The organism is Kineosporia sp. R_H_3, assembly GCF_002198675.1.
Lineage (GTDB): Bacteria > Actinomycetota > Actinomycetes > Actinomycetales > Kineosporiaceae > R-H-3.
Genome location: NZ_MWLL01000152.1, coordinates 31,027 through 49,010, shown reverse-complemented (window position 1 = coordinate 49,010; position 17,984 = coordinate 31,027). Strand labels below are relative to the sequence as shown.

Genomic DNA, 17,984 nt, shown 5'->3' with positions numbered 1-17,984 from the left:
TCAAGCACAGAACTCGTTGCCCTCGGGGTCGGTGAACACCACCCACGAGTGCGGTCCCTGCCGGCCCTCGCCGATGCGGGTCGCGCCGCGCTCGACGAGCCGGTCGCGGAAGCCGGGGAGGTCGTCCGGGGCGAGGCCGCGCAGGTCGAGGTGCACCCGGTTCTTCACGGTCTTGCCCTCCGGGACGAGCTGGAAGAGCAGCCGCGCCGCCGTCCCCTCCTCGCGCGGGACGACGGCCGCGCCCTCGCGCCACACGAGGTGGCCGTCGTGGACGGTCGTCTGCTCCGCCGTCGCGTGGCCCTGCTCGACCATGGACCGGATGAAGGCCTCGTCCTGCTCCTCGACCTTCCAGTCGAGGGTGACGGCCCACCAGTCGGCGAGGTCGTGCGGGGAGCTGCTGTCGACGGCGACCTGGTACCAGAGGCTCATGGCGACGACGGTACGACAGCAGGCGGACAGTTCCGGTCCGCGTGCCGCGAGGGAGCGGCCGGTCAGCGCCGGCGGCGGTTCACGGCGACGGCGCCCGCGGCCGCGCCGGCGAGCGCTCCGGCGACCGCGGCGACCGGCAGGCTGGCCCGGACCGCCTTGCGGCCGGTGCGGTAGTCCCGGACCCGCCAGCCCTCGGTCCGGGCGTGCGCCCGGAGCTGGGTGTCGGGGTTGATCGCGCACGGGTTGCCGACGAGCGAGAGCAGCGGGATGTCGTTCGCCGAGTCGCTGTACGCCGAGCAGCGGTCGAGGTCGAGCCCTTCCGCCTCGGCGAGTGCCTTGACCGCCTCGGCCTTGGCCGCGCCGTGCATCGGCTTGCCGACGAGCCGACCGGTGTAGACGCCGTCCACGTGCTCGGCGACCGTGCCGAGGGCGCCGGTGAGGCCGAGCCGGGCGGCGATCACCTCGGCCACCTCGACCGGCGTCGCGGTGACGAGCCAGACCCGCTGCCCGGCGTCCAGGTGCATCCGGGCGAGGGCGTGCGTGCCGGGCCAGATCTTGTCGGCCATGAGCTCGTCGAAGACCTCCTCGCCGACCGCGCGGAGCTCGGCGACCTGGTGCCCGGCCACGAACGACAGGGCCTTCTCCTGGATCTCCTCGACGTGCTCCATGTTCTCCCCGACGAGCACGAACTGCGCCTGCTGCCAGGCGAAGCCCGCGATGTCCTTGAGGGTGAAGAACTTGCGGCGGTAGAGGCCCCGGGCGAGGTGGAAGATCGACGCGCCCTGCATGACGGTGTTGTCGACGTCGAAGAACGCCGCGGCCGCCGGGTCCGGCGGGACGGCGAGCGCGGCCTCCAGCTCGGCCGCGGCGGACCCGGCCTCGAGCACGTCGCTCGCGCGGACCCGCAGGTCGCGGTCGTCCGGGGCGAGGGTGTCGGGCAGGTCCGTGGACGCCGCGGCGGCGGACGCGCGGCCGGCGACGACGTCGTCCGGCGTCGCCTCGGGGACGTCCGGCTCGGCCATGCGCGTCACTCTAACGGCGCAGGCCGGGAGCGGCCCGGGAGCGGCCCGGGTCTACGCTGTCGGCCGTGACGCAGGAGCGGATCACCCTCGTCGGCCGGCCCGGCTGCCACCTGTGCGACACGGCGCGCGAGGTCGTCGCGCGGGTCGCCACCGACACGGGCACCGGCTGGGCCGAGGTCTCGATCGACGACGACGCGGACCTGCGGGAGCGCTACGCGGAGCAGATCCCCGTCGTCCTCCTCGACGGCACCGAGCACGCCTTCTTCCGGGTGGACGAGCACCGGCTGCGCGAGGCGCTCGCCGGCCGCCGCGGCTGGCTGGGGCGCCGCCGGGCGTGACGTACGGCACGTCCGCCGCTGCGCCCCGTCCAGCATCCGGTCCGGGACGCTGTCAACTTTGTGCACCCGTTCACAAGTGCCTACGCTGGACGGGTCATCCCACGTCTGGGCCGTGACACCAGACGACGGGCTCGAGCACCACCTGCTCCCCGAGGAGTCTGCGCTCCCGTGTCCACGCCGCGTCCTGCCCGTCTCGTGCGCCAGGCACGTCCCGTGCGGCAGGGCATCCCCGACGCCACCGTGGCCCGCCTGCCGGTGTACCTGCGCGCGCTGACGACGCTCGCCGAGGACGGTACCGCCACGGTCTCGTCCGAGGAGCTCGCGGCCGCGGCCGGGGTCGGGTCGGCGAAGCTGCGCAAGGACCTGTCGCACCTCGGCTCGTACGGCACCCGCGGGGTCGGCTACGAGGTCGAGTACCTCGTCTACCAGATCTCCCGCGAGCTCGGTCTGACCCAGGACTGGCGCGTCGTCATCGTCGGCGTCGGCAACCTCGGGCACGCCCTGGCGAACTACGGCGGCTTCGTCTCCCGCGGCTTCACCGTCGCCGCCCTGCTCGACGCCGACGACCGGATCGTCGGGGAGACCGTCGGCGGACTCGTCGTGCGGCCCGTGGACGACCTCGAGGAGGTCGTCGCCGAGCAGGGCGTCCACATCGGGGTCGTGGCCACGCCGGCCCCCGCGGCGCAGGACGTCTGCGACCGGCTCGTCGCCGCGGGCGTGACGAGCGTGCTCAACTTCGCCCCCGTCGTCCTGCTCGTGCCCGACACTGTGATGGTCCGCAAGGTCGACCTGTCGACCGAGCTGCAGATCCTGGCGTTCCACGAGCAGCGCCAGGTCGCCAACCGGCTGTCGGTCGACGTACCGGCCCGGGTCGTCGCACTGGAACCCGACGGGGGTACGGGTCGGGCTGGAGTGTCCCCGTGAGCGTCCTCGTCGTCGGGCTGTCCTACCGGACCGCGCCGCTCGATCTCCTCGAGCGTGCCGCCCTCGGTGGCACCGCCGCGCGCACCCTCGAGGCGGACCTGTGCCGCTCCGACAGCGTCGCCGAGGCCGTCGTCCTCGCGACGTGCAACCGGCTCGAGGTCTACGCCGAGGTGAGCAAGTTCCACGGCGGCGTCGCGGACGTCGGCGCGCTGCTCGCGGCCGCGACCGGGCTGACGCTCGCCGAGCTCACCGACCACCTCTACGTGCACTACGAGGCCGCCGCGGTGACCCACCTGTTCACGGTCGCCGCCGGCCTGGACTCGATGGCCGTCGGCGAGCAGCAGATCCTCGGCCAGGTCCGCACCGCCCTGCGCGAGGCCCAGGAGTCCGGCTCCGCGGCGCGCGTCCTCGGGCACCTGCTCCAGGTCGCGCTGCGGGTCGGCAAGCGGGCCCACAGCGAGACCGGGCTCGACCGCGCGGCCGGCTCCCTCGTCGAGGCCGGGATCGCCCGCAGCGAGCAGGCCGTCGGGCCGCTCGCACAGGCGTCGGTGCTCGTCGTGGGCGCGGGCGCGATGAGCGGCCTCGCGGTCGCGACGATGGCCCGGCGCGGTGTCGGGCGGCTCGTCGTCGCGAACCGGACGGCGGCCCGCGCGCAGCGGCTCGCCGAGGCCGGCGGGGGTACCGCCGTCCCGATGTCCGACCTGCCCGCCGCGCTCGCCGCGGCCGACGTCGTCGTGTCGTGCACGGGAGCCGTCGGGCACGTCGTCACCGCCGGGCTCGCGGCCGCCGCGTCGGCGGCCCGGGGCGGGCGGCCGCAGGCGTACGTCGACCTCGCGCTGCCGCGGGACGTCGACCCGCAGGCCGCGGACGTCGACGGCGTCACCGTCGTCGACCTCGAGGCGCTCGGCCGGCACCTCGCGACCCACGAGGTCGCCGTCGAGGTCGCCCAGGTCCGCGAGATCGTCGTCGCCGAGGTGCAGACGTACCTCGCCGAGCAGCGCGCCCAGGCCGTCGCGCCGACCGTCGTCGCCCTGCGCGCGCACGCCCGCAGCGTCGTCGAGGCCGAGCTCACGCGGCTCCAGCAGCGGGTGCAGGTCGACCCGACGGTGCGCGCCGAGCTCGAGCAGACCGTCCACCGCGTCGTCGAGAAGCTGCTCCACAACCCGACGGTCCGGGTCAAGGAGCTCGCGGGCGAGCCTGGCGGGTCGGCCTACGCCGACGCGCTGCGCGAGCTCTTCGGGCTCGACCTCGGGCGGGTCGCGGCCGTGTCCGAGCAGCCCGTCCCGTCGTCCCCACCAGGGCTGAGCATCCCGGCCCCCAGTCACACCGGGTTGGTGTCATGACCGTCCAGACCACGCCGGCATCGACGGCGTCCGCGCCCGGCGAGCAGGCCGGGGGGCCGCGCGTGCTGCGCCTGGGCACCCGGCGCAGCGCGCTCGCCCGGACCCAGTCCGGGCACGTCGCCGCCGCGATCGAGGCGGCGGCCGCCGCCCGCGGCGAGGACCTGCGCGTCGAGCTCGTCGAGGTCGTGACCCACGGGGACACCTCCACCGCGCCGCTCGCGACGTTCGGCGGGGTCGGCGTCTTCGTCTCCGCCCTGCGCGACGCCCTGCTCGCCAAGGAGGTGGACCTCGCCGTCCACTCCCTCAAGGACCTGCCGACCGCACCCGCCCCCGGGCTCGTCGTCGCTGCCGTCCCGCTGCGCGAGGACCCGCGCGACGTGCTGGTCGCCCGTGACGGGCTCACCGTCGGGGAGCTGCCGGCCGGCTCGCGGATCGGCACCGGCTCGCCGCGCCGGGCCGCCCAGCTGCGCGCGCTCGGGCTGGGCCTGGAGGTCGTCGGGGTGCGCGGCAACGTCGACACCCGGCTCGGTCTCGTCACGTCGGGCGAGGTCGACGCCGTCGTCCTGGCCCGCGCCGGGCTGCTGCGCCTCGGGCGCGCCGACGAGGCGACCGAGGTGCTCGACCCGCTGACCATGCTCCCCGCCCCCGGGCAGGGCGCGCTCGCCGTCGAGTGCCGCGAGGCCGACACGGACGTCGTCGCGGCCGTCGCGGCGCTCGAGGACCCGGCGACCCGGGCGGCCGTCGAGGCCGAGCGCACGCTGCTCGCCGTCCTCGAGGCCGGCTGCGCCGCACCGCTCGGTGCGCTCGGCGAGGTCGTCGAGGGCGACGACGGCGACGAGCTGTTCCTGCGCGCCGTCGTGGCGTCCGTCGACGGCGCGGTGACGATCCGGCGGTCCGTGACCGGGCCCGCCGACGACGCGACCGGTGTCGGGCGGCGGCTCGCGGAGATCCTCCTCGAGGACGGCGCCGCCGAGCTGGTCGCCCCGCCGCCGGTACCGCCCGGACCACCCGCACAGCCTGAACGCCCGGAGTCTGCACGACCGGAGTCCGCACGACCGGCAAGAGAAGGTGACCTGTGAGCTCCACCCGCACGCGCAAGAAGACCTCCGTCGGGCAGGTCTCGTTCGTCGGCGCCGGCCCCGGCGACGAGGGACTGCTGACGCTGCGTGCCGTCGAGCGCCTCGCCGAGGCCTCGACCGTCGTCGTCGACCAGACCGACCGCGAGCGACTCGTCGCGACCCGCTGCCCCGAGGACGTCGAGATCGTCGACGCCGGCTTCGGCGAGGACGGCCAGCCCATGACCCGCGCCGCCCGCGCCAAGATCGTCGTCCGGGCCGCGAAGAAGGGCGGGCGCGTCGTCCGGCTCATGGACGGCGACCCCGCGACGTTCACCGGCCTCGCCGAGGAGATCGCGGCGTGCCGCAAGGAGGGCATCGGCTTCGAGATCGTCCCCGGCGTCTCCGCCGCGACCGCCGTCCCCGCGTACGCGGGGATCCCGCTCACGCCGGCCGGGACGTCGTCCGTGCACGTCGTCCACCCGCACGGCGTGACCGTCGACTGGGCGCTCCACGCCGACGCGCAGTCGTCGGTCGTCGTCCTCGGCGGGGTCGACGAGATCGTCGACGCCGCCGCAGGGCTGCTCCGGGCGGGGCGGGCCGGCTCGACGCCGGTCGCGGTCACGTCCAAGGGCACCACGACCGAGCAGCGGACGGTGTCGTGCACGCTCGCCGAGGTCGCCAAGGCGGTGCCGGCGGCCCGCCTCGAGCGGCCGGTGACGGCCGTCGTCGGCGCGGCCGCCGGGCTGCGCGAGGTCGGTGCGTGGTTCGAGACCAAGCCGCTGTTCGGCTGGCGGGTGCTCGTGCCGCGGACGAAGCAGCAGGCCGGGTCGATGGTCTCCCGGCTCACCGAGCACGGCGCGACGGCCGAGGTCGTCCCGACGATCTCGGTCGAGCCGCCGCGCACGCCGCACCAGATCGAGAAGGCCGTCAAGGGCCTGGTGACCGGCCGCTACGAGTGGATCGGCTTCACGTCGGTCAACGCGGTGCGGGCGATCCGGGAGAAGTTCGAGGAGTTCGGGCTCGACGCCCGGGCCTTCGCCGGCCTCAAGGTCGCGGCCGTCGGCGGGGTCACCGCCGAGGCGCTGCGCGAGTGGGGCATCGAGCCCGACCTCGTGCCGAGCGGCGAGACCGAGCAGTCGGCGCAGGGCCTGCTCGACATCTGGCCGCCGTTCGACGAGGTCCTCGACCCGATCGACCGGGTGTTCCTGCCCCGGGCGGACATCGCGACCGACACCCTCGTCGCGGGCCTGCAGGCCGGCGGCTGGGAGGTCGACGACGTGACCGCCTACCGCACGGTGCGGGCGGCGCCGCCGGCCGCGGACGTCCGGGAGGCGATCAAGACGGGCCAGTTCGACGCGGTCGTCTTCACGTCGTCCTCGACGGTGCGCAACCTCGTCGGCATCGCGGGCAAGCCGCACCCGACGACGATCGTCGCGTGCATCGGGCCGGCGACGGCGAAGACGGCCGAGGAGCACGGCCTGCGGGTCGACGTCCTCGCCCCGGAGCCGAACACCGAGGCGCTCGTCCAGGCGCTGGCCGAGTACGGCACCGGCGTGCGGCTCTCGGCCGTCGAGGCCGGCGAGCCGGTGCTGCGGCCGAGCCAGCGCAAGGGTGCGGCCCGACGGACCGCGAAGTGAGCGCGGGCGCGTTCCCCGGGGTGCGGCCCCGCCGGCTGCGGACCTCGCGCGCGATGCGCCGACTCGTCGCCGAGACCCGGCTGCATCCGGCCGAGCTCGTGCTGCCGGTCTTCGTCAAGGAGGGCGCGAGCGAGCCGGCGCCGATCGGGTCGATGCCGGGCGTCGTCCAGCACAGCCGTGACTCGCTGCGCAAGGCCGCCGTCGACGCGGCCCGGCTCGGCGTCGGCGGCATCATGCTCTTCGGCATCCCGACGGTGAAGGACGCCGCCGGCTCCGGCGCGACCGACCCCGACGGCATCCTCAACGTGGCGGTCCGCGACGTCGTCGCCGAGGTCGGCGGGGACGTCGTCGTCATGGCGGACCTGTGCCTCGACGAGTTCACCGACCACGGGCACTGCGGGGTCCTGCGACCCGACGGCGGCGTCGACAACGACGCGACGCTCGAGCGGTACCGGGACATGGGCGTCGCGCTCGCCGCCGCCGGGGTCGACCTCGTCGGCCCGAGCGGCATGATGGACGGCCAGGTCGCGGCGGTCCGGACGGCGCTGGACGGCGCGGGGCACACCGACGTCGGGATCCTCGCCTACGCGGCGAAGTACGCGTCGGCGTTCTACGGCCCGTTCCGCGACGCCGTGGAGTCCTCGCTCGAGGGCGACCGTCGGACCTACCAGCAGGACCCGGCGAACGGCCGCGAGGCGCTGCGCGAGGTGGCCCTCGACGTCGCCGAGGGCGCCGACATGGTCATGGTGAAGCCGGCGATGTCGTACCTGGACCTCGTGCACGCGGTGGCCGGCGCGGTCGACGTGCCGGTCGCGGCCTACCAGGTGTCGGGGGAGTACTCGATGATCGAGGCGGCCGCCGAGCGCGGTTGGATCGACCGCGAGCGCGCGATCCTGGAGTCCCTCACGTCGATCCGCCGCGCCGGCGCGTCGACGATCCTCACCTACTGGGCGTGCGAGGCCGCAGGCTGGCTCGCCCGGGACCTCACGGGGCGCTGACATGGACACGGACAGCGACACGGACACGACGGCCACCGAGCCGCGGTGGCTCACCGCCCAGGAGCAGGCCGTCTGGCGCGCCTACCTCGACGTCACGCGGCTGTTCAACGACAAGCTCAACCGCCGCCTCGTCGACGACGCCGACCTCTCGCTCGCCGAGTACGAGATCATGGTCCAGCTCTCGGAGACCGACGGCCACCGGCTGCGCATGTCCGAGCTCGCCGACCGCGCCGTGAACTCCCGCAGCCGCCTGACCCACACCGTCGCCCGCATGGAGGACCGGGGCCTCGTCCGTCGCGAGGCCTGCCCGGACGACGGCCGCGGCGTCCTCTGCGTCCTCACCGACGACGGCTTCGCGACCATCCAGCGAGCCGCCCCCGACCACGTCGCCGCCGTCCGCGAGACGGTCTTCGACGTCCTCACCGAGCCCGAGGTCGAGTGCCTCGGCACCGCGATGCAGAAGATCCGCGCCGGTCTGCGCGGTACGGCCTGACGTTCGCCTCCGCGGCGGGACGAGAGCAATTCTCGCCATGCTTTGCTCTGCCCTCACTTATGAGGGTGGGCCGACCCTGGGCATCGCCTGCTTGCTCTGCCCTCACTTCTGAGGGCGGTCGAAGGCGCGCCCGCGAGCGCTTGCCGCTTGCTGTGCCCTCACCTCTGAGGAGCCGACGGGCAGCGCCACAGCTTCGTCGTTGCTTCGCGACTCGCAGGGTCCGCAACGGCGTGTCGTCGAGCAAAGGCGAAGCTCTGGCGCGGTGCCGATGGCTGGGGAGACGGGCGTCGTAGGCACCCTCACAAGTGAGGGCAGTGCAAAGCGAACGGGGCACTGCTCCCTCCCGGCCCGTACCGGTGGTCGGGAGCGGCCGTTCGACCGGGGGCGATCCGTCCACAGGTCGGGGTTCCGTCCCACTGTCCACAGGTGGACGGGTGCCGACGGCGGCCACCGCGGAAGGCCATGCACAGTCGAGGCATGTGGCCGGACGGATTTCCTGCGGGGGACTACGTGCGACAGGCTCGCGCCGAGACGGGCCTCAACCAACGGGACTTCGCCGAGAGAGCAGGCGTCGGGCGGGCCACCGTGGAGCGGGTCGAGGCCGGGCAGCCGCCTCGGCTCGGGGTGCTCGAGACGCTGCTCGGCGCTGCCGGGTTCGAGCTCGTCGTCGTGCGCGAGGTCGACGGCGAGGGCCTGGTGTTCGTCCCGCCGCTGGAGGAGCTCGACGGGCCGGGGATGTGCCGGGACGGCGCGGGGCGGCGGTACCCGGCGCACCTCGGGCTCGTTGTCGACCCGGTCCGGGGCGAGTGGTGGGGCGACCGGTTCGCGATGACGCGGCCGCCGGAGACGTACCACCGCGACCAGGTGCTGCGCGAGGTGCGGCGGTCGCTGTCGCAGCGGGAGGTCCGGCCGGGGCTGCCGGCACCGGTGCCGAGGTGGCCGCTGCCGCTGGTCCGTGCGGCGTACGCGATGCAGAAGGCCGGCAACCGCGAGGGGGCCCGGCCGCGGGAGGAGACGCTCCAGGAGCAGCGTCGGGAGACCGGATGACGTCCGCGTGCGGGACGGCACACGCCCCCGATTCACGCTCCGGGCGTCCGGCTTGCGAGACTGGGGCCGTGAGTCGGTACCCCTTCGAGGCCCCCGCGTCCGAAGCACTCTTCGAGCGAGCCCGGGCGATCGTCCCCGGCGGCGTGAACTCCCCGGTCCGCGCCTTCCGCGCGGTCGGCGGGACGCCGCGGTTCATGGCCCGCGGGCAGGGGCCGTACGTGTACGACGTCGACGGGCGCGAGTACGTCGACCTCGTCTGCTCGTGGGGGCCGATGATCCTCGGTCACGCCCACCCCGACGTCCTCGCCGCCGTCCACGAGGCCGCGGACTCCGGCTTCTCCTTCGGGACGCCGACCGAGAACGAGCTGCTCCTCGCCGAGGCGATCGTCGCCCGCGTCGACCCGGTCGAGAAGGTACGCCTCGTCAGCTCGGGCACCGAGGCGACGATGAGCGCGATCCGGCTCGCCCGCGGGTTCACCGGGCGCAGCAAGGTTGTGAAGTTCGCCGGGCACTACCACGGGCACGTCGACGCGCTGCTCGCCGCGGCCGGCTCCGGGGTCGCGACCTTCGCGCTGCCGGACACCCCCGGCGTCACCGGCGCGAGCGCCGCCGACACCCTCGTCCTGCCGTACAACGACGTCGCCGCCCTCGAGGCCGCGTTCGCCGCGCACGGCGACGACATCGCCTGCCTCATCACCGAGGCCGCCGCCGGCAACATGGGCGTCGTCCCGCCCGGCCCCGGCTTCACCGCCGCGCTGCGCCGGGTCACGAAGGCTCACGGCGCGCTCCTCGTCAGCGACGAGGTCATGACGGGCTTCCGGGTCAGCGCGGCCGGCTGGTTCGGGCACGAGGGCCCGACGGCGGACGGCGTCCCCGACCTGTTCACCTTCGGCAAGGTCATGGGCGGCGGGTTCCCGGCCGCGGCGTTCGGCGGCCGCGCCGACGTCATGTCGCACCTGGCCCCCGAGGGCCCCGTCTACCAGGCGGGCACCCTCTCCGGGAACCCGGTCGCGACCGCGGCGGGCCTGGCCACCCTCACCGGCTGCACCCCGGAGCTCTACGCCCGGCTCGAGGCCGCCGCGGCGACGATCTCGAAGGCCGCGTCGGCGGCGCTCGGCGCCGAGGGTGTCCCGCACGTCGTCCAGTCCGCCGGCTCGATGTTCAGCGTCTTCTTCAGTGCGGACGACGGCCCCGCCGCGGTCCGCGACTACGACGACGCCCGCAAGCAGGACCTGCCCGCCTTCACCGCCTTCTTCCACAGCATGCTCGCCGACGGCGTCTACCTGCCGCCGAGCGCGTTCGAGGCCTGGTTCCTCTCCGGTGCGCACGACGAGACCGCCGTCGGCCGGATCCTCGACGCGCTGCCCGCCGCCGCGAAGGCCGCCGCGGCGGCGTCATCGGCGACGAGCGGGGAGGCCCGCGCGTGACCGAGCGCACCGTCGTCCACCTGCTGCGCCACGGCGAGGTGGAGAACCCCGAGAAGATCCTCTACGGCCGCCTGCCCGGCTACCACCTCTCCGCGCTCGGCCGGCAGATGGCCGACCGGGCCGGGGCGTACTTCGAGACCCGGGACGTCGTCCACCTCGTCGCCTCGCCGCTCGAGCGCGCCCAGGAGACCGCGGAGCCCATCGCCAAGGTGACCGGTCTGCCGATCGTCACCGACGCCCGGGTCATCGAGTCGGAGAACGTGTTCGAGGGGCAGCGGTTCGGCGTCGGCGACGGCAGCCTGCGCCACCCCTCGGTGTGGAAGCACCTCGTCAACCCGTTCCGGCCGTCGTGGGGCGAGCCCTACGCCCAGGTCGCGTGGCGGATGCACGCCGCCGCCGAGGACGCCCGGGACGCCGCCCGCGGCCACGAGGCCGTCATCGTCAGCCACCAGCTGCCGGTCTGGATCGCCCGGCTCGCAGCCGAGCACCGCCGGTTCGTCCACGACCCGCGCAAGCGGCAGTGCTCGCTCGCGTCGGTGACGTCCCTGCACTACGACGGCGACGAGCTCGTCTCGGTGAGCTACGCCGAGCCGGCCGCCGACCTGCTCCCCGGTGCGAACAAGGTCGCCGGGGCATGAGCGCGCGGCGGGGCGGACGACGGGGGGTGCGCCGGCGCGCCGCGCTGGCCGCCCTGCTCCTGGGCGCCACGGCGCTCACCGCCTGCTCGTCGTCCGGCACGGCGGACGGCAGCGGCAAGGGCTTCGTCAGCGGTGACGGCACGATCACCGTGCTGCCCGTGACGCAGCGGCCGGACCCGGTCGCGCTCTCCGGGAAGACGCTGGAGGGCGCAGCCCTCGACGTCACGAGCCTGCGCGGAAAGGTCGTCGTCCTCAACGTCTGGGGCTCGTGGTGCCCGCCGTGCCGCAAGGAGGCGCCGGACCTCGAGCAGGCCTACAAGGACCTCAAGGGCAAGGGCGTCGAGTTCGTCGGGATCAACGTCCGCCAGCAGAGCCAGAGCGAGGCCCTCGCGTACCAGCGGAAGTTCGCGATCACCTATCCGAGCCTTGCCGACGACGGCGGCAAGAGCCTGCTCGCGCTGCGGGGCGCGGTCGCCGCCAACGCGATCCCCTCGACCCTCGTCCTCGACCCGCAGGGCCGGATCGCCGTCCGGATCAGCGGCCCGACGACCCGCACGACGCTCGTCGACCTCGTCGAGGACGTCGTCGCCGGCCGCGACCCGCAGGTCGCGTGAGCACGATGAGCGCGGGAGGCGGCGCGGCCGTGCCTGGACTGACGAGAGAGCAGACCCGCTCTTGGTCTGCGAACGAGGAGGGAAGGCGCGGACCTGAGCGCCGTCGCCCGCGCGACCGGACAACACCGTGAGCGACCTGAGCCAGACCGTCCTCGACGGCTCGCTCGTGCTCGCGCTGCCGATCGCGGTCGCGGCGGGCCTCGTGTCGTTCCTCTCGCCGTGCGTCCTGCCGCTCGTGCCCGGCTACCTCGGGTACGTCACCGGGCTCACCGGCGTCGACCTCGAGAAGCAGCGGCGCGGCCGGATGGTCGCCGGGATGCTCCTGTTCGTGGCCGGGTTCAGCGTCGTGTTCGTGCTCGTCGGGCTCACCGCGGGCGCCCTCGGCGGCGCGCTCCTCGAGCACCGGACGGCGGTCGAGCGCGTCCTGGGCGCGGTCACGATCGGGCTCGGGCTGGTCTACCTGGGGGCGCTGCCGGTGCTCCAGAGCACCAAGCGGCTCGACGTCCGCCCCGCCGCCGGCCTGGCCGCCGCGCCCCTGCTCGGCGTCGTCTTCGGCGTCGGCTGGACGGCGTGCACGGGGCCGACCCTCACCGTGATCGTCAGCCTCAGCCTCATCGACGGCACCGCGACCCGCGGCGCCCTCCTCGGCGCCGCGTACTGCGTCGGCCTGGGTCTGCCGTTCGTCGCCGCCGGGCTGGCCTACCGGCGCGCCATGGGCGCCTTCGACGTCGTCCGCCGGCACCGGGTCGCCGTGACCCGGTTCGGCGGGGGAGTGCTCGTCGTCGTCGGGGTCCTCCTCGTGACGGGCCTGTGGGGCCAGTGGATCCAGTCGGTCCAGGGCTCGATCGCCGGCTACGAGACCGTGCTGTGAGGGTGACGAGCGCACGATGACCGACACGATGCTCCCCGAGACCGCGCAGCCCGAGCCGGTGCGGTTGCCGCCGCTGGGCCCGGCCGGCTGGGCGCGCTGGGCCTGGCGCCAGCTGACGAGCATGCGGGTCGCGCTGCTCCTGCTCATGCTGCTCGCGGTCGCCGCCGTCCCCGGCTCGGTCTTCCCGCAGCGCCGCATCGACCCGACGAAGGTCGACGGCTACCTCGCCGAGCACACGACGAGCGGCCCGTGGCTCGACCGGCTCGGCGCCTTCGACGTCTACTCCTCGCCGTGGTTCTCGGCGATCTACCTGCTCCTGTTCGTCTCGCTCGTCGGCTGCGTCGTGCCGCGGGCGAAGCAGCACTGGAAGAGCGCCCGCAGCGCGCCGCCGCGCACCCCGCGCCGGCTCGAGCGGCTCCCCGCGCACGCCTCGGCCACGGTCGACGGATCGCCGGAGGAGATGCTCGAGAAGGCCCGGACGGCGTTGCGCCGCAGGCGTTTCCGGCTCGCCGAGCATGACGGCGGCACGAGCCTGGCGGCGGAGAAGGGGTACACGGCCGAGACCGGCAACCTCGCCTTCCACCTCGCGCTCCTCGGGCTGCTCGTCTCGATCGCGGCGGGCACGCTCGTCGGCTACTCCGGCCAGGTCACGGTCGTCGAGGGGCAGCCGTTCTCCAACGTCGCGGTCATGTACAACACGCTGTCGGCCGGCAGCCGGGTCGACACCGGTGACCTGCCGCCGTTCACCCTGACCCTCGACTCCCTGAAGGTCGACTTCGACGACGGCTCCGGCGGCGGCCAGCTCGGCGCCCCGCGGATGTTCACCGGCGCGGTCACCGTCGCCGACGCGGGCGGCCCGCCGTCCACCCGGACCCTGCGGGTCAACCAGCCGGTCGACGTCGGCGGCACCCGGCTCTTCCTCGTGGGCAACGGGTACGCGCCGGTGCTCACGGTGCGGGACGGCGAGGGGAACGTCGCGTTCAGCGGCGCGGTCCCGTTCCTGCCCCGGGACGCCCAGTACACGAGCCTCGGCGTCGTCAAGGTGCCCGACGCCCAGCCGCGGCAGATCGCGCTGCGCGGGCTCTTCCTCCCGACGTCCGTCGTCGACCCGGTCAAGGGGCCGATCTCGATCTTCCCCGGCCTCACCGACCCGCGGCTGTTCCTCACCGCGTACGTCTCCGCGCCCGGCGTCGACGGCCTCGGTCTCGACAGCGGCGTCCCGCAGTCGGTCTACGAGTTCGACGACAAGGACCTCACGCAGCTCACCGACGACTCGGGCGAGCCGCTGCGGATCCTGCTCGCGCCCGGCACGACGTTCGACCTGCCGGACGGCGCGGGCTCGGTGACCTTCGACGGGATCAAGCGCTACGCCGCCCTGGACATCCGGTACGACCCCGCGAAGGGCTGGGTCCTCGGCTTCGCCGTGCTCGCCCTCGCCGGCCTCACGGCGTCCCTCTTCGTCCGCCGCCGGCGCCTGTGGGCCCGGGTGTCGACGGACGGCGAGGGCCGTACCGTGGTCGAGGTGGCGGGGCTGTCCCGCGGCGACGACACCGCCCTGGAACCGCTCGTCCGCGAGGTCCTCGCGGAGATCGTCCCGGGCCCGCAGCAGCACGACCCGAAGCACCAGCACGACCCGCAGCACCAGGACGACGAGGAGTGACGGTGGCCGTCGACGCGACGCTCGCAACCCTGTCCAACCAGCTCGTGTACTCGGCGATGGCCGTCTACACCGGCGCGATGGCGGCCTTCGCGGTGGACCTGTCCGGCCGCGGCGCCCGTGTCGAGGGCGAGGGCAAGGTGCTCGTCGGCCCGGACGGAGAGCCCGTCAGGGACGTGGCGTCCGTCACGCCGTCCGCCTCGGCCGACGAGCCGCGGTCGCGCCCGCGCACCAAGATCGGCGGCATCGCCGTCGCCCTCACCTGGCTCGCGTTCGCCCTGCACCTCGGCGGCGTCGTCGCCCGCGGGGCCTCGGTCCACCGCGCCCCCTGGGGCAACATGTACGAGTTCTCGGTGAGCGGCGCGGTCGTCGTGACCGCCGTCTACCTCGCGGTGCTCAGCCGCCGGGACGTGCGCTACCTCGGCACCTTCGTCGTCGGCCCGGTGCTGCTCACCCTCGGCCTGGCGGTCACAGTGCTCTACACCCGGGCCGCCCAGCTCGTGCCGGCGCTGCAGAGCTTCTGGCTCGTCATCCACGTCTCCGTGGCGTTCATCGCGTCCGCCCTGTTCACGCTGGCGTTCTCCACGACCGTGCTCCAGCTCGTGCAGGAGCGCCGCGAGCTCGCCCGCGCCGCCGGGAACCCGCCCGCGCGCGGCCGCTTCATGGACAACCTGCCGGGCTCGGTCGAGCTCGAGCGCTCGTCGTACCGGCTGCACGCGATCGCGTTCCCGCTGTGGACCTTCACCGTCATGGCCGGTGCGATCTGGGCCGAGCACGCCTGGGGCCGCTACTGGAACTGGGACCCGAAGGAGGTCTGGTCCTTCGTCATCTGGGTCGTCTACGCGGGGTACCTGCACGCCCGCGCGACCCGTGGCTGGGACGGCCGCCGCTCGGCGTACCTGGCGCTGGCCGGGTACGGCTGCATCCTGTTCAACTTCCTCGTGGTCAACATCTTCTTCGTGGGGCTGCACTCCTACGCGAAGTGACCAGGGGCCCGGGACGCCGGGTCCGCGCGGACGACTTACAGTGGACGGCATGGGACAGGCGATCGTCGGGCTCATCACCGTCGGGGTGATGATCTACGGGCTCGTCGACTGCTGGCGCAGCGACGAGCGAGAGGTGCGCGGGCTGCCGAGACCGCTGTGGTTCCTCGTGATCCTCGTCCCGCTCGTCGGCGGGATCGCCTGGCTCGTCTACGGCGCGCCCAAGGCGCCGGGCGCCGCGGGCCGCGGCCCCCGGGTGCTCGCGCCGGACGACGACCCGGACTTCCTGCGCTCCCTCGAGCAGCAGACCCGCGAGCAGCGCCGCGCCGAGCGCGAGGAGCGCCGCCGGCAGGCCAAGGAGCAGCGCCGCGAGGAGAAGGAGCAGCGCCGCGAGGAGAAGGAGCGCCGGGACACCGGCGACACCTCCACCCCGGACTGACCTCTGACCGACCCTGCCTGCGGCCGGTCCTACCCCACGTGCCGCGGCGGCGTCGCCGCCGGCGGCATCGGGCGCCCGAGCAGGAAGCCCTGCGCGCCGTCCATCCCGAGCCGGCGGGCCGCCTCGAGCTGGGACGTCGACTCGACGCCCTCGGCGACGCAGCGCCGTCCCATCGCCCGGCACAGCGTGAGCACGGTCGCGGCGACGGTGTCGTCGCGGCCGAGGTCCATCGTCACCTGACGGTCGACCTTGACCGTGTCCACGGGGAGCTGGCGCAGCGCGAGCAGGCCGAGCGAGCCGCGGCCGAAGTCGTCGACGGCCACCCCGACGCCGAGCGAGCGCAGCATGCCGAGGGTGCGGCGGGCCTGGTCGGTGTCGACGAAGGTCACGGCGCTCACCTCGACGGACAGCCGGGACGGCGCGACGCCGCGGGCGGCGAGCCGGTCGGCGACGGCCCGCGCGAACCCCGGGTCCTCGAGCTGGCTGCGCGACAGGTTCACGGCCACGTAGCGCGGCCCGGTCGAGGCCTCGTCGTCCGCGGGGACGTCGGTCGCGCCCCACTGCACGAGCAGGTCGAGCGCCCGGTCGAGGACGATCTCGCCGAGCCGCGAGCCGATGCCCAGCTCCTCGGCGACGGCGACGAAGTGCTGCGGCGGCACGGTCGTGCCGTCCGGGCGGGTCCAGCGGGCGAGCACCTCGACGCCGCCGGTCCGGTCGGACGACGGGTCCGCGGCGAGGTCGACGATGCCCTGCACCGCGATGTCGATGTCGCCGTCGGCGACGGCCGCGCGCAGGTCGTCCTCGATGCCCTCGCGGGTCGCGTCGTGCGCGGCCATCGCCGGGTCGTGGTGCACCCAGCGGCCGCGGCCGGCGGTCTGGGCGGCGTGCATCGCGGTGCTCGCGGCCCGCAGGAGGCGCTCGGGGCTGGCGAGGTCGGCGTCCGCGATCGCGGTGCCGACCGAGCAGGTGACGGACACCAGGGCGCCGCCGACGAGCATCTCCTCCTCGAGCAGCGCCGCCATCCGGTGGACCATCGACTCGCAGCCGTCCGGCCCGACGCCCTCGACGAGGACGGCGAACGTGGTCGGCCCGACGCGCGCGACGACGTCCTCGGCCGGCATCGCGGCGCGCAGCCGGCGGGCCAGGTGCCGGAGCACCTCGTTGGCCCGCTTGTCGCCGTGCTTCTGGGCGACGACGTCGAACCGGTCGACGTCGAGGACGAACAGGGCCACCCGGCCGCCGATGACGTCGACCCGGGCGAGCGCCCGGGTGATGCCGCGCAGCAGGACGCCGCGGGTCGCCATCCCGGTGAGCGGGTCGGTGCTCGGCCCGCCGGCGACGGGGACGACCGCGGCCGACGTCCCCGCCCCGGACCACATCCGGTCGCCGTCGAAGCCGGCGTCGAGGGTCCAGCCGGTGCCGCCGAGCGCGAGCCGGTGCGCGACGGCGCTGCCGACGGTGCCGGCGCCGATCGTGCCCGCGGCACCGGCGAGGAGCACCCCGCTCGGGCCGGCGGAGACGCCCAGCGGCTCGGCCATGAGGGAGAGCACGGTCTCGAGCATCGCGAGCATGCCGCCGCCGGCGGCGGTGAGCAGCCAGCCGGTGTCGCCGGGCAGCCGGGTCGTCAGCACGCCGACGACGACGACGGACCACAGCGCCGCGACGGTCGCGAGGTCGGGGGCGGAGACGGCGAGCAGCGCCGCGGCGGTGAGCGCCGCGCAACCGCGGCCGAAGGTGCCGGCGGACAGCCGCGGGTGCAGGGCGGAGGCCGCGGTGACGGCGAGGGCCGCGACGGCGACCCAGGCCGTCGGGCGGCCGTGGGAGATCCAGACGGCGGGCATCGACGCGCCGGCCATCGCCCCGAGCGCGAGCGCCTCGTAGCGGGTGGCGTCGCGGGTCCCGAGTCCCTGGCCGCCGGTCGCCTCGTGGCTCACGAGCTCGGCGAAGCCGGGGATCGCGTCGAAACCCGTCGCTACGGGGCTGCCTGCCTGGACGGGCAGCTCCTCGAGGGCGTCCGCGGACGCCTGGACGGCGGCGTTCGTGACCTTCGCGTTCATGTTCGGCCC

At 74.8% G+C, this 17,984-nt stretch carries 18 protein-coding genes; 15 read left to right on the top strand and 3 right to left on the bottom strand.

What is annotated here, in order from left to right; all coding sequences use genetic code 11:
• Both ECOMGDLI_RS15550 and ECOMGDLI_RS15545 read right to left on the bottom strand, forming a co-directional pair.
• A complete protein-coding gene (locus tag ECOMGDLI_RS15550; RefSeq protein ID WP_088317724.1) occupies window positions 1-429 on the bottom strand; it encodes a VOC family protein in 429 nt (142 codons plus the stop codon).
• A 62-nt stretch (window positions 430-491) separates the two neighbouring features.
• Window positions 492-1,451, bottom strand: a complete 960-nt coding sequence (locus tag ECOMGDLI_RS15545) for an HAD family phosphatase (protein WP_088317723.1) — start codon at window positions 1,449-1,451, stop codon at window positions 492-494.
• A 65-nt stretch (window positions 1,452-1,516) separates the two neighbouring features.
• On the opposite strand from ECOMGDLI_RS15545, the gene ECOMGDLI_RS15540 reads away from it, so the two are divergent.
• The 15 genes from ECOMGDLI_RS15540 to ECOMGDLI_RS15470 all read left to right on the top strand — a co-directional run bounded on the left by ECOMGDLI_RS15540 (window position 1,517) and on the right by ECOMGDLI_RS15470 (window position 15,918).
• Window positions 1,517-1,789, top strand: coding sequence for a glutaredoxin family protein (locus tag ECOMGDLI_RS15540; protein ID WP_088317722.1), 273 nt, complete (start codon window positions 1,517-1,519; stop codon window positions 1,787-1,789).
• A gap of 168 nt (window positions 1,790-1,957) precedes the next feature.
• On the top strand, window positions 1,958-2,713 hold the full coding sequence (locus ECOMGDLI_RS15535) for a redox-sensing transcriptional repressor Rex (RefSeq protein WP_369812754.1): 756 nt from the start codon (window positions 1,958-1,960) through the stop codon (window positions 2,711-2,713).
• Window positions 2,710-4,056: a glutamyl-tRNA reductase gene (locus ECOMGDLI_RS15530; RefSeq protein WP_088317720.1), complete on the top strand. Its 1,347-nt coding sequence runs from the start codon at window positions 2,710-2,712 to the stop codon at window positions 4,054-4,056. The genes ECOMGDLI_RS15535 and ECOMGDLI_RS15530 overlap by 4 nt, the downstream gene beginning before the upstream one ends.
• A complete protein-coding gene (gene hemC / locus ECOMGDLI_RS15525; protein WP_088317719.1) occupies window positions 4,053-5,135 on the top strand; it encodes a hydroxymethylbilane synthase in 1,083 nt (360 codons plus the stop codon). Before ECOMGDLI_RS15530 ends, hemC begins: the two co-directional genes overlap by 4 nt.
• Window positions 5,132-6,751 (top strand): uroporphyrinogen-III synthase, encoded by a 1,620-nt coding sequence (locus ECOMGDLI_RS15520; protein ID WP_088317718.1) that lies wholly within the window; start codon window positions 5,132-5,134, stop codon window positions 6,749-6,751. Before hemC ends, ECOMGDLI_RS15520 begins: the two co-directional genes overlap by 4 nt.
• Complete coding sequence (gene hemB / locus ECOMGDLI_RS15515; RefSeq protein ID WP_088317717.1) at window positions 6,748-7,749, top strand: porphobilinogen synthase; 1,002 nt, start codon at window positions 6,748-6,750, stop codon at window positions 7,747-7,749. The genes ECOMGDLI_RS15520 and hemB overlap by 4 nt, the downstream gene beginning before the upstream one ends.
• Before the next feature lies 1 nt (window position 7,750).
• The gene (locus ECOMGDLI_RS15510; protein ID WP_088317716.1) at window positions 7,751-8,242 is read left to right on the top strand and encodes a MarR family winged helix-turn-helix transcriptional regulator; all 492 of its coding nucleotides are present in this window, start codon (window positions 7,751-7,753) and stop codon (window positions 8,240-8,242) included.
• 510 nt (window positions 8,243-8,752) lie between these two features.
• A complete protein-coding gene (locus ECOMGDLI_RS15505) occupies window positions 8,753-9,289 on the top strand; it encodes a helix-turn-helix domain-containing protein (RefSeq protein ID WP_158221018.1) in 537 nt (178 codons plus the stop codon).
• Window positions 9,286-10,716 carry a glutamate-1-semialdehyde 2,1-aminomutase gene (gene hemL / locus ECOMGDLI_RS15500; protein WP_088317714.1) on the top strand — a complete coding sequence of 477 codons (1,431 nt, stop codon included), beginning with the start codon at window positions 9,286-9,288 and terminating at the stop codon, window positions 10,714-10,716. Before ECOMGDLI_RS15505 ends, hemL begins: the two co-directional genes overlap by 4 nt.
• A complete protein-coding gene (locus ECOMGDLI_RS15495) occupies window positions 10,713-11,354 on the top strand; it encodes a histidine phosphatase family protein (protein WP_088317713.1) in 642 nt (213 codons plus the stop codon). Before hemL ends, ECOMGDLI_RS15495 begins: the two co-directional genes overlap by 4 nt.
• Window positions 11,351-11,968 (top strand): TlpA disulfide reductase family protein, encoded by a 618-nt coding sequence (locus tag ECOMGDLI_RS15490; RefSeq protein ID WP_088317712.1) that lies wholly within the window; start codon window positions 11,351-11,353, stop codon window positions 11,966-11,968. Before ECOMGDLI_RS15495 ends, ECOMGDLI_RS15490 begins: the two co-directional genes overlap by 4 nt.
• 127 nt (window positions 11,969-12,095) lie before the next feature.
• Complete coding sequence (locus tag ECOMGDLI_RS15485; protein ID WP_088317711.1) at window positions 12,096-12,839, top strand: cytochrome c biogenesis CcdA family protein; 744 nt, start codon at window positions 12,096-12,098, stop codon at window positions 12,837-12,839.
• A 16-nt stretch (window positions 12,840-12,855) separates the two neighbouring features.
• Complete coding sequence (locus tag ECOMGDLI_RS15480; RefSeq protein WP_198954889.1) at window positions 12,856-14,499, top strand: cytochrome c biogenesis protein ResB; 1,644 nt, start codon at window positions 12,856-12,858, stop codon at window positions 14,497-14,499.
• 2 nt (window positions 14,500-14,501) lie between these two features.
• Entirely contained in the window at window positions 14,502-15,482 is a 981-nt protein-coding gene (ccsB, locus tag ECOMGDLI_RS15475) for a c-type cytochrome biogenesis protein CcsB (RefSeq protein ID WP_233153469.1), read from the top strand.
• A gap of 49 nt (window positions 15,483-15,531) precedes the next feature.
• Window positions 15,532-15,918, top strand: coding sequence for a PLD nuclease N-terminal domain-containing protein (locus tag ECOMGDLI_RS15470; protein ID WP_088317767.1), 387 nt, complete (start codon window positions 15,532-15,534; stop codon window positions 15,916-15,918).
• Between the two features lie 29 nt (window positions 15,919-15,947).
• On the opposite strand, the gene ECOMGDLI_RS15465 is transcribed toward ECOMGDLI_RS15470, so the two are convergent.
• Window positions 15,948-17,975 (bottom strand): bifunctional diguanylate cyclase/phosphodiesterase, encoded by a 2,028-nt coding sequence (locus tag ECOMGDLI_RS15465; protein ID WP_088317710.1) that lies wholly within the window; start codon window positions 17,973-17,975, stop codon window positions 15,948-15,950.
• Window positions 17,976-17,984: the final 9 nt, after the last annotated feature.

Excerpts from the sequence above, each read along its gene's own strand:
- ECOMGDLI_RS15550 (WP_088317724.1), bottom strand. The coding sequence starts at position 429 with ATGAGCCTCTGGTACCAGGTCGCCGTCGACAGCAGCTCCCCGCACGAC.
- ECOMGDLI_RS15545 (WP_088317723.1), bottom strand. The coding sequence starts at position 1,451 with ATGGCCGAGCCGGACGTCCCCGAGGCGACGCCGGACGACGTCGTCGCC.
- hemC (WP_088317719.1), top strand. The coding sequence starts at position 4,053 with ATGACCGTCCAGACCACGCCGGCATCGACGGCGTCCGCGCCCGGCGAG.
- ECOMGDLI_RS15510 (WP_088317716.1), top strand. The coding sequence starts at position 7,751 with ATGGACACGGACAGCGACACGGACACGACGGCCACCGAGCCGCGGTGG.
- hemL (WP_088317714.1), top strand. The coding sequence starts at position 9,286 with ATGACGTCCGCGTGCGGGACGGCACACGCCCCCGATTCACGCTCCGGG.
- ECOMGDLI_RS15490 (WP_088317712.1), top strand. The coding sequence starts at position 11,351 with ATGAGCGCGCGGCGGGGCGGACGACGGGGGGTGCGCCGGCGCGCCGCG.
- ECOMGDLI_RS15480 (WP_198954889.1), top strand. The coding sequence starts at position 12,856 with ATGACCGACACGATGCTCCCCGAGACCGCGCAGCCCGAGCCGGTGCGG.
- ECOMGDLI_RS15470 (WP_088317767.1), top strand. The coding sequence starts at position 15,532 with ATGGGACAGGCGATCGTCGGGCTCATCACCGTCGGGGTGATGATCTAC.
- ECOMGDLI_RS15465 (WP_088317710.1), bottom strand. The coding sequence starts at position 17,975 with ATGAACGCGAAGGTCACGAACGCCGCCGTCCAGGCGTCCGCGGACGCC.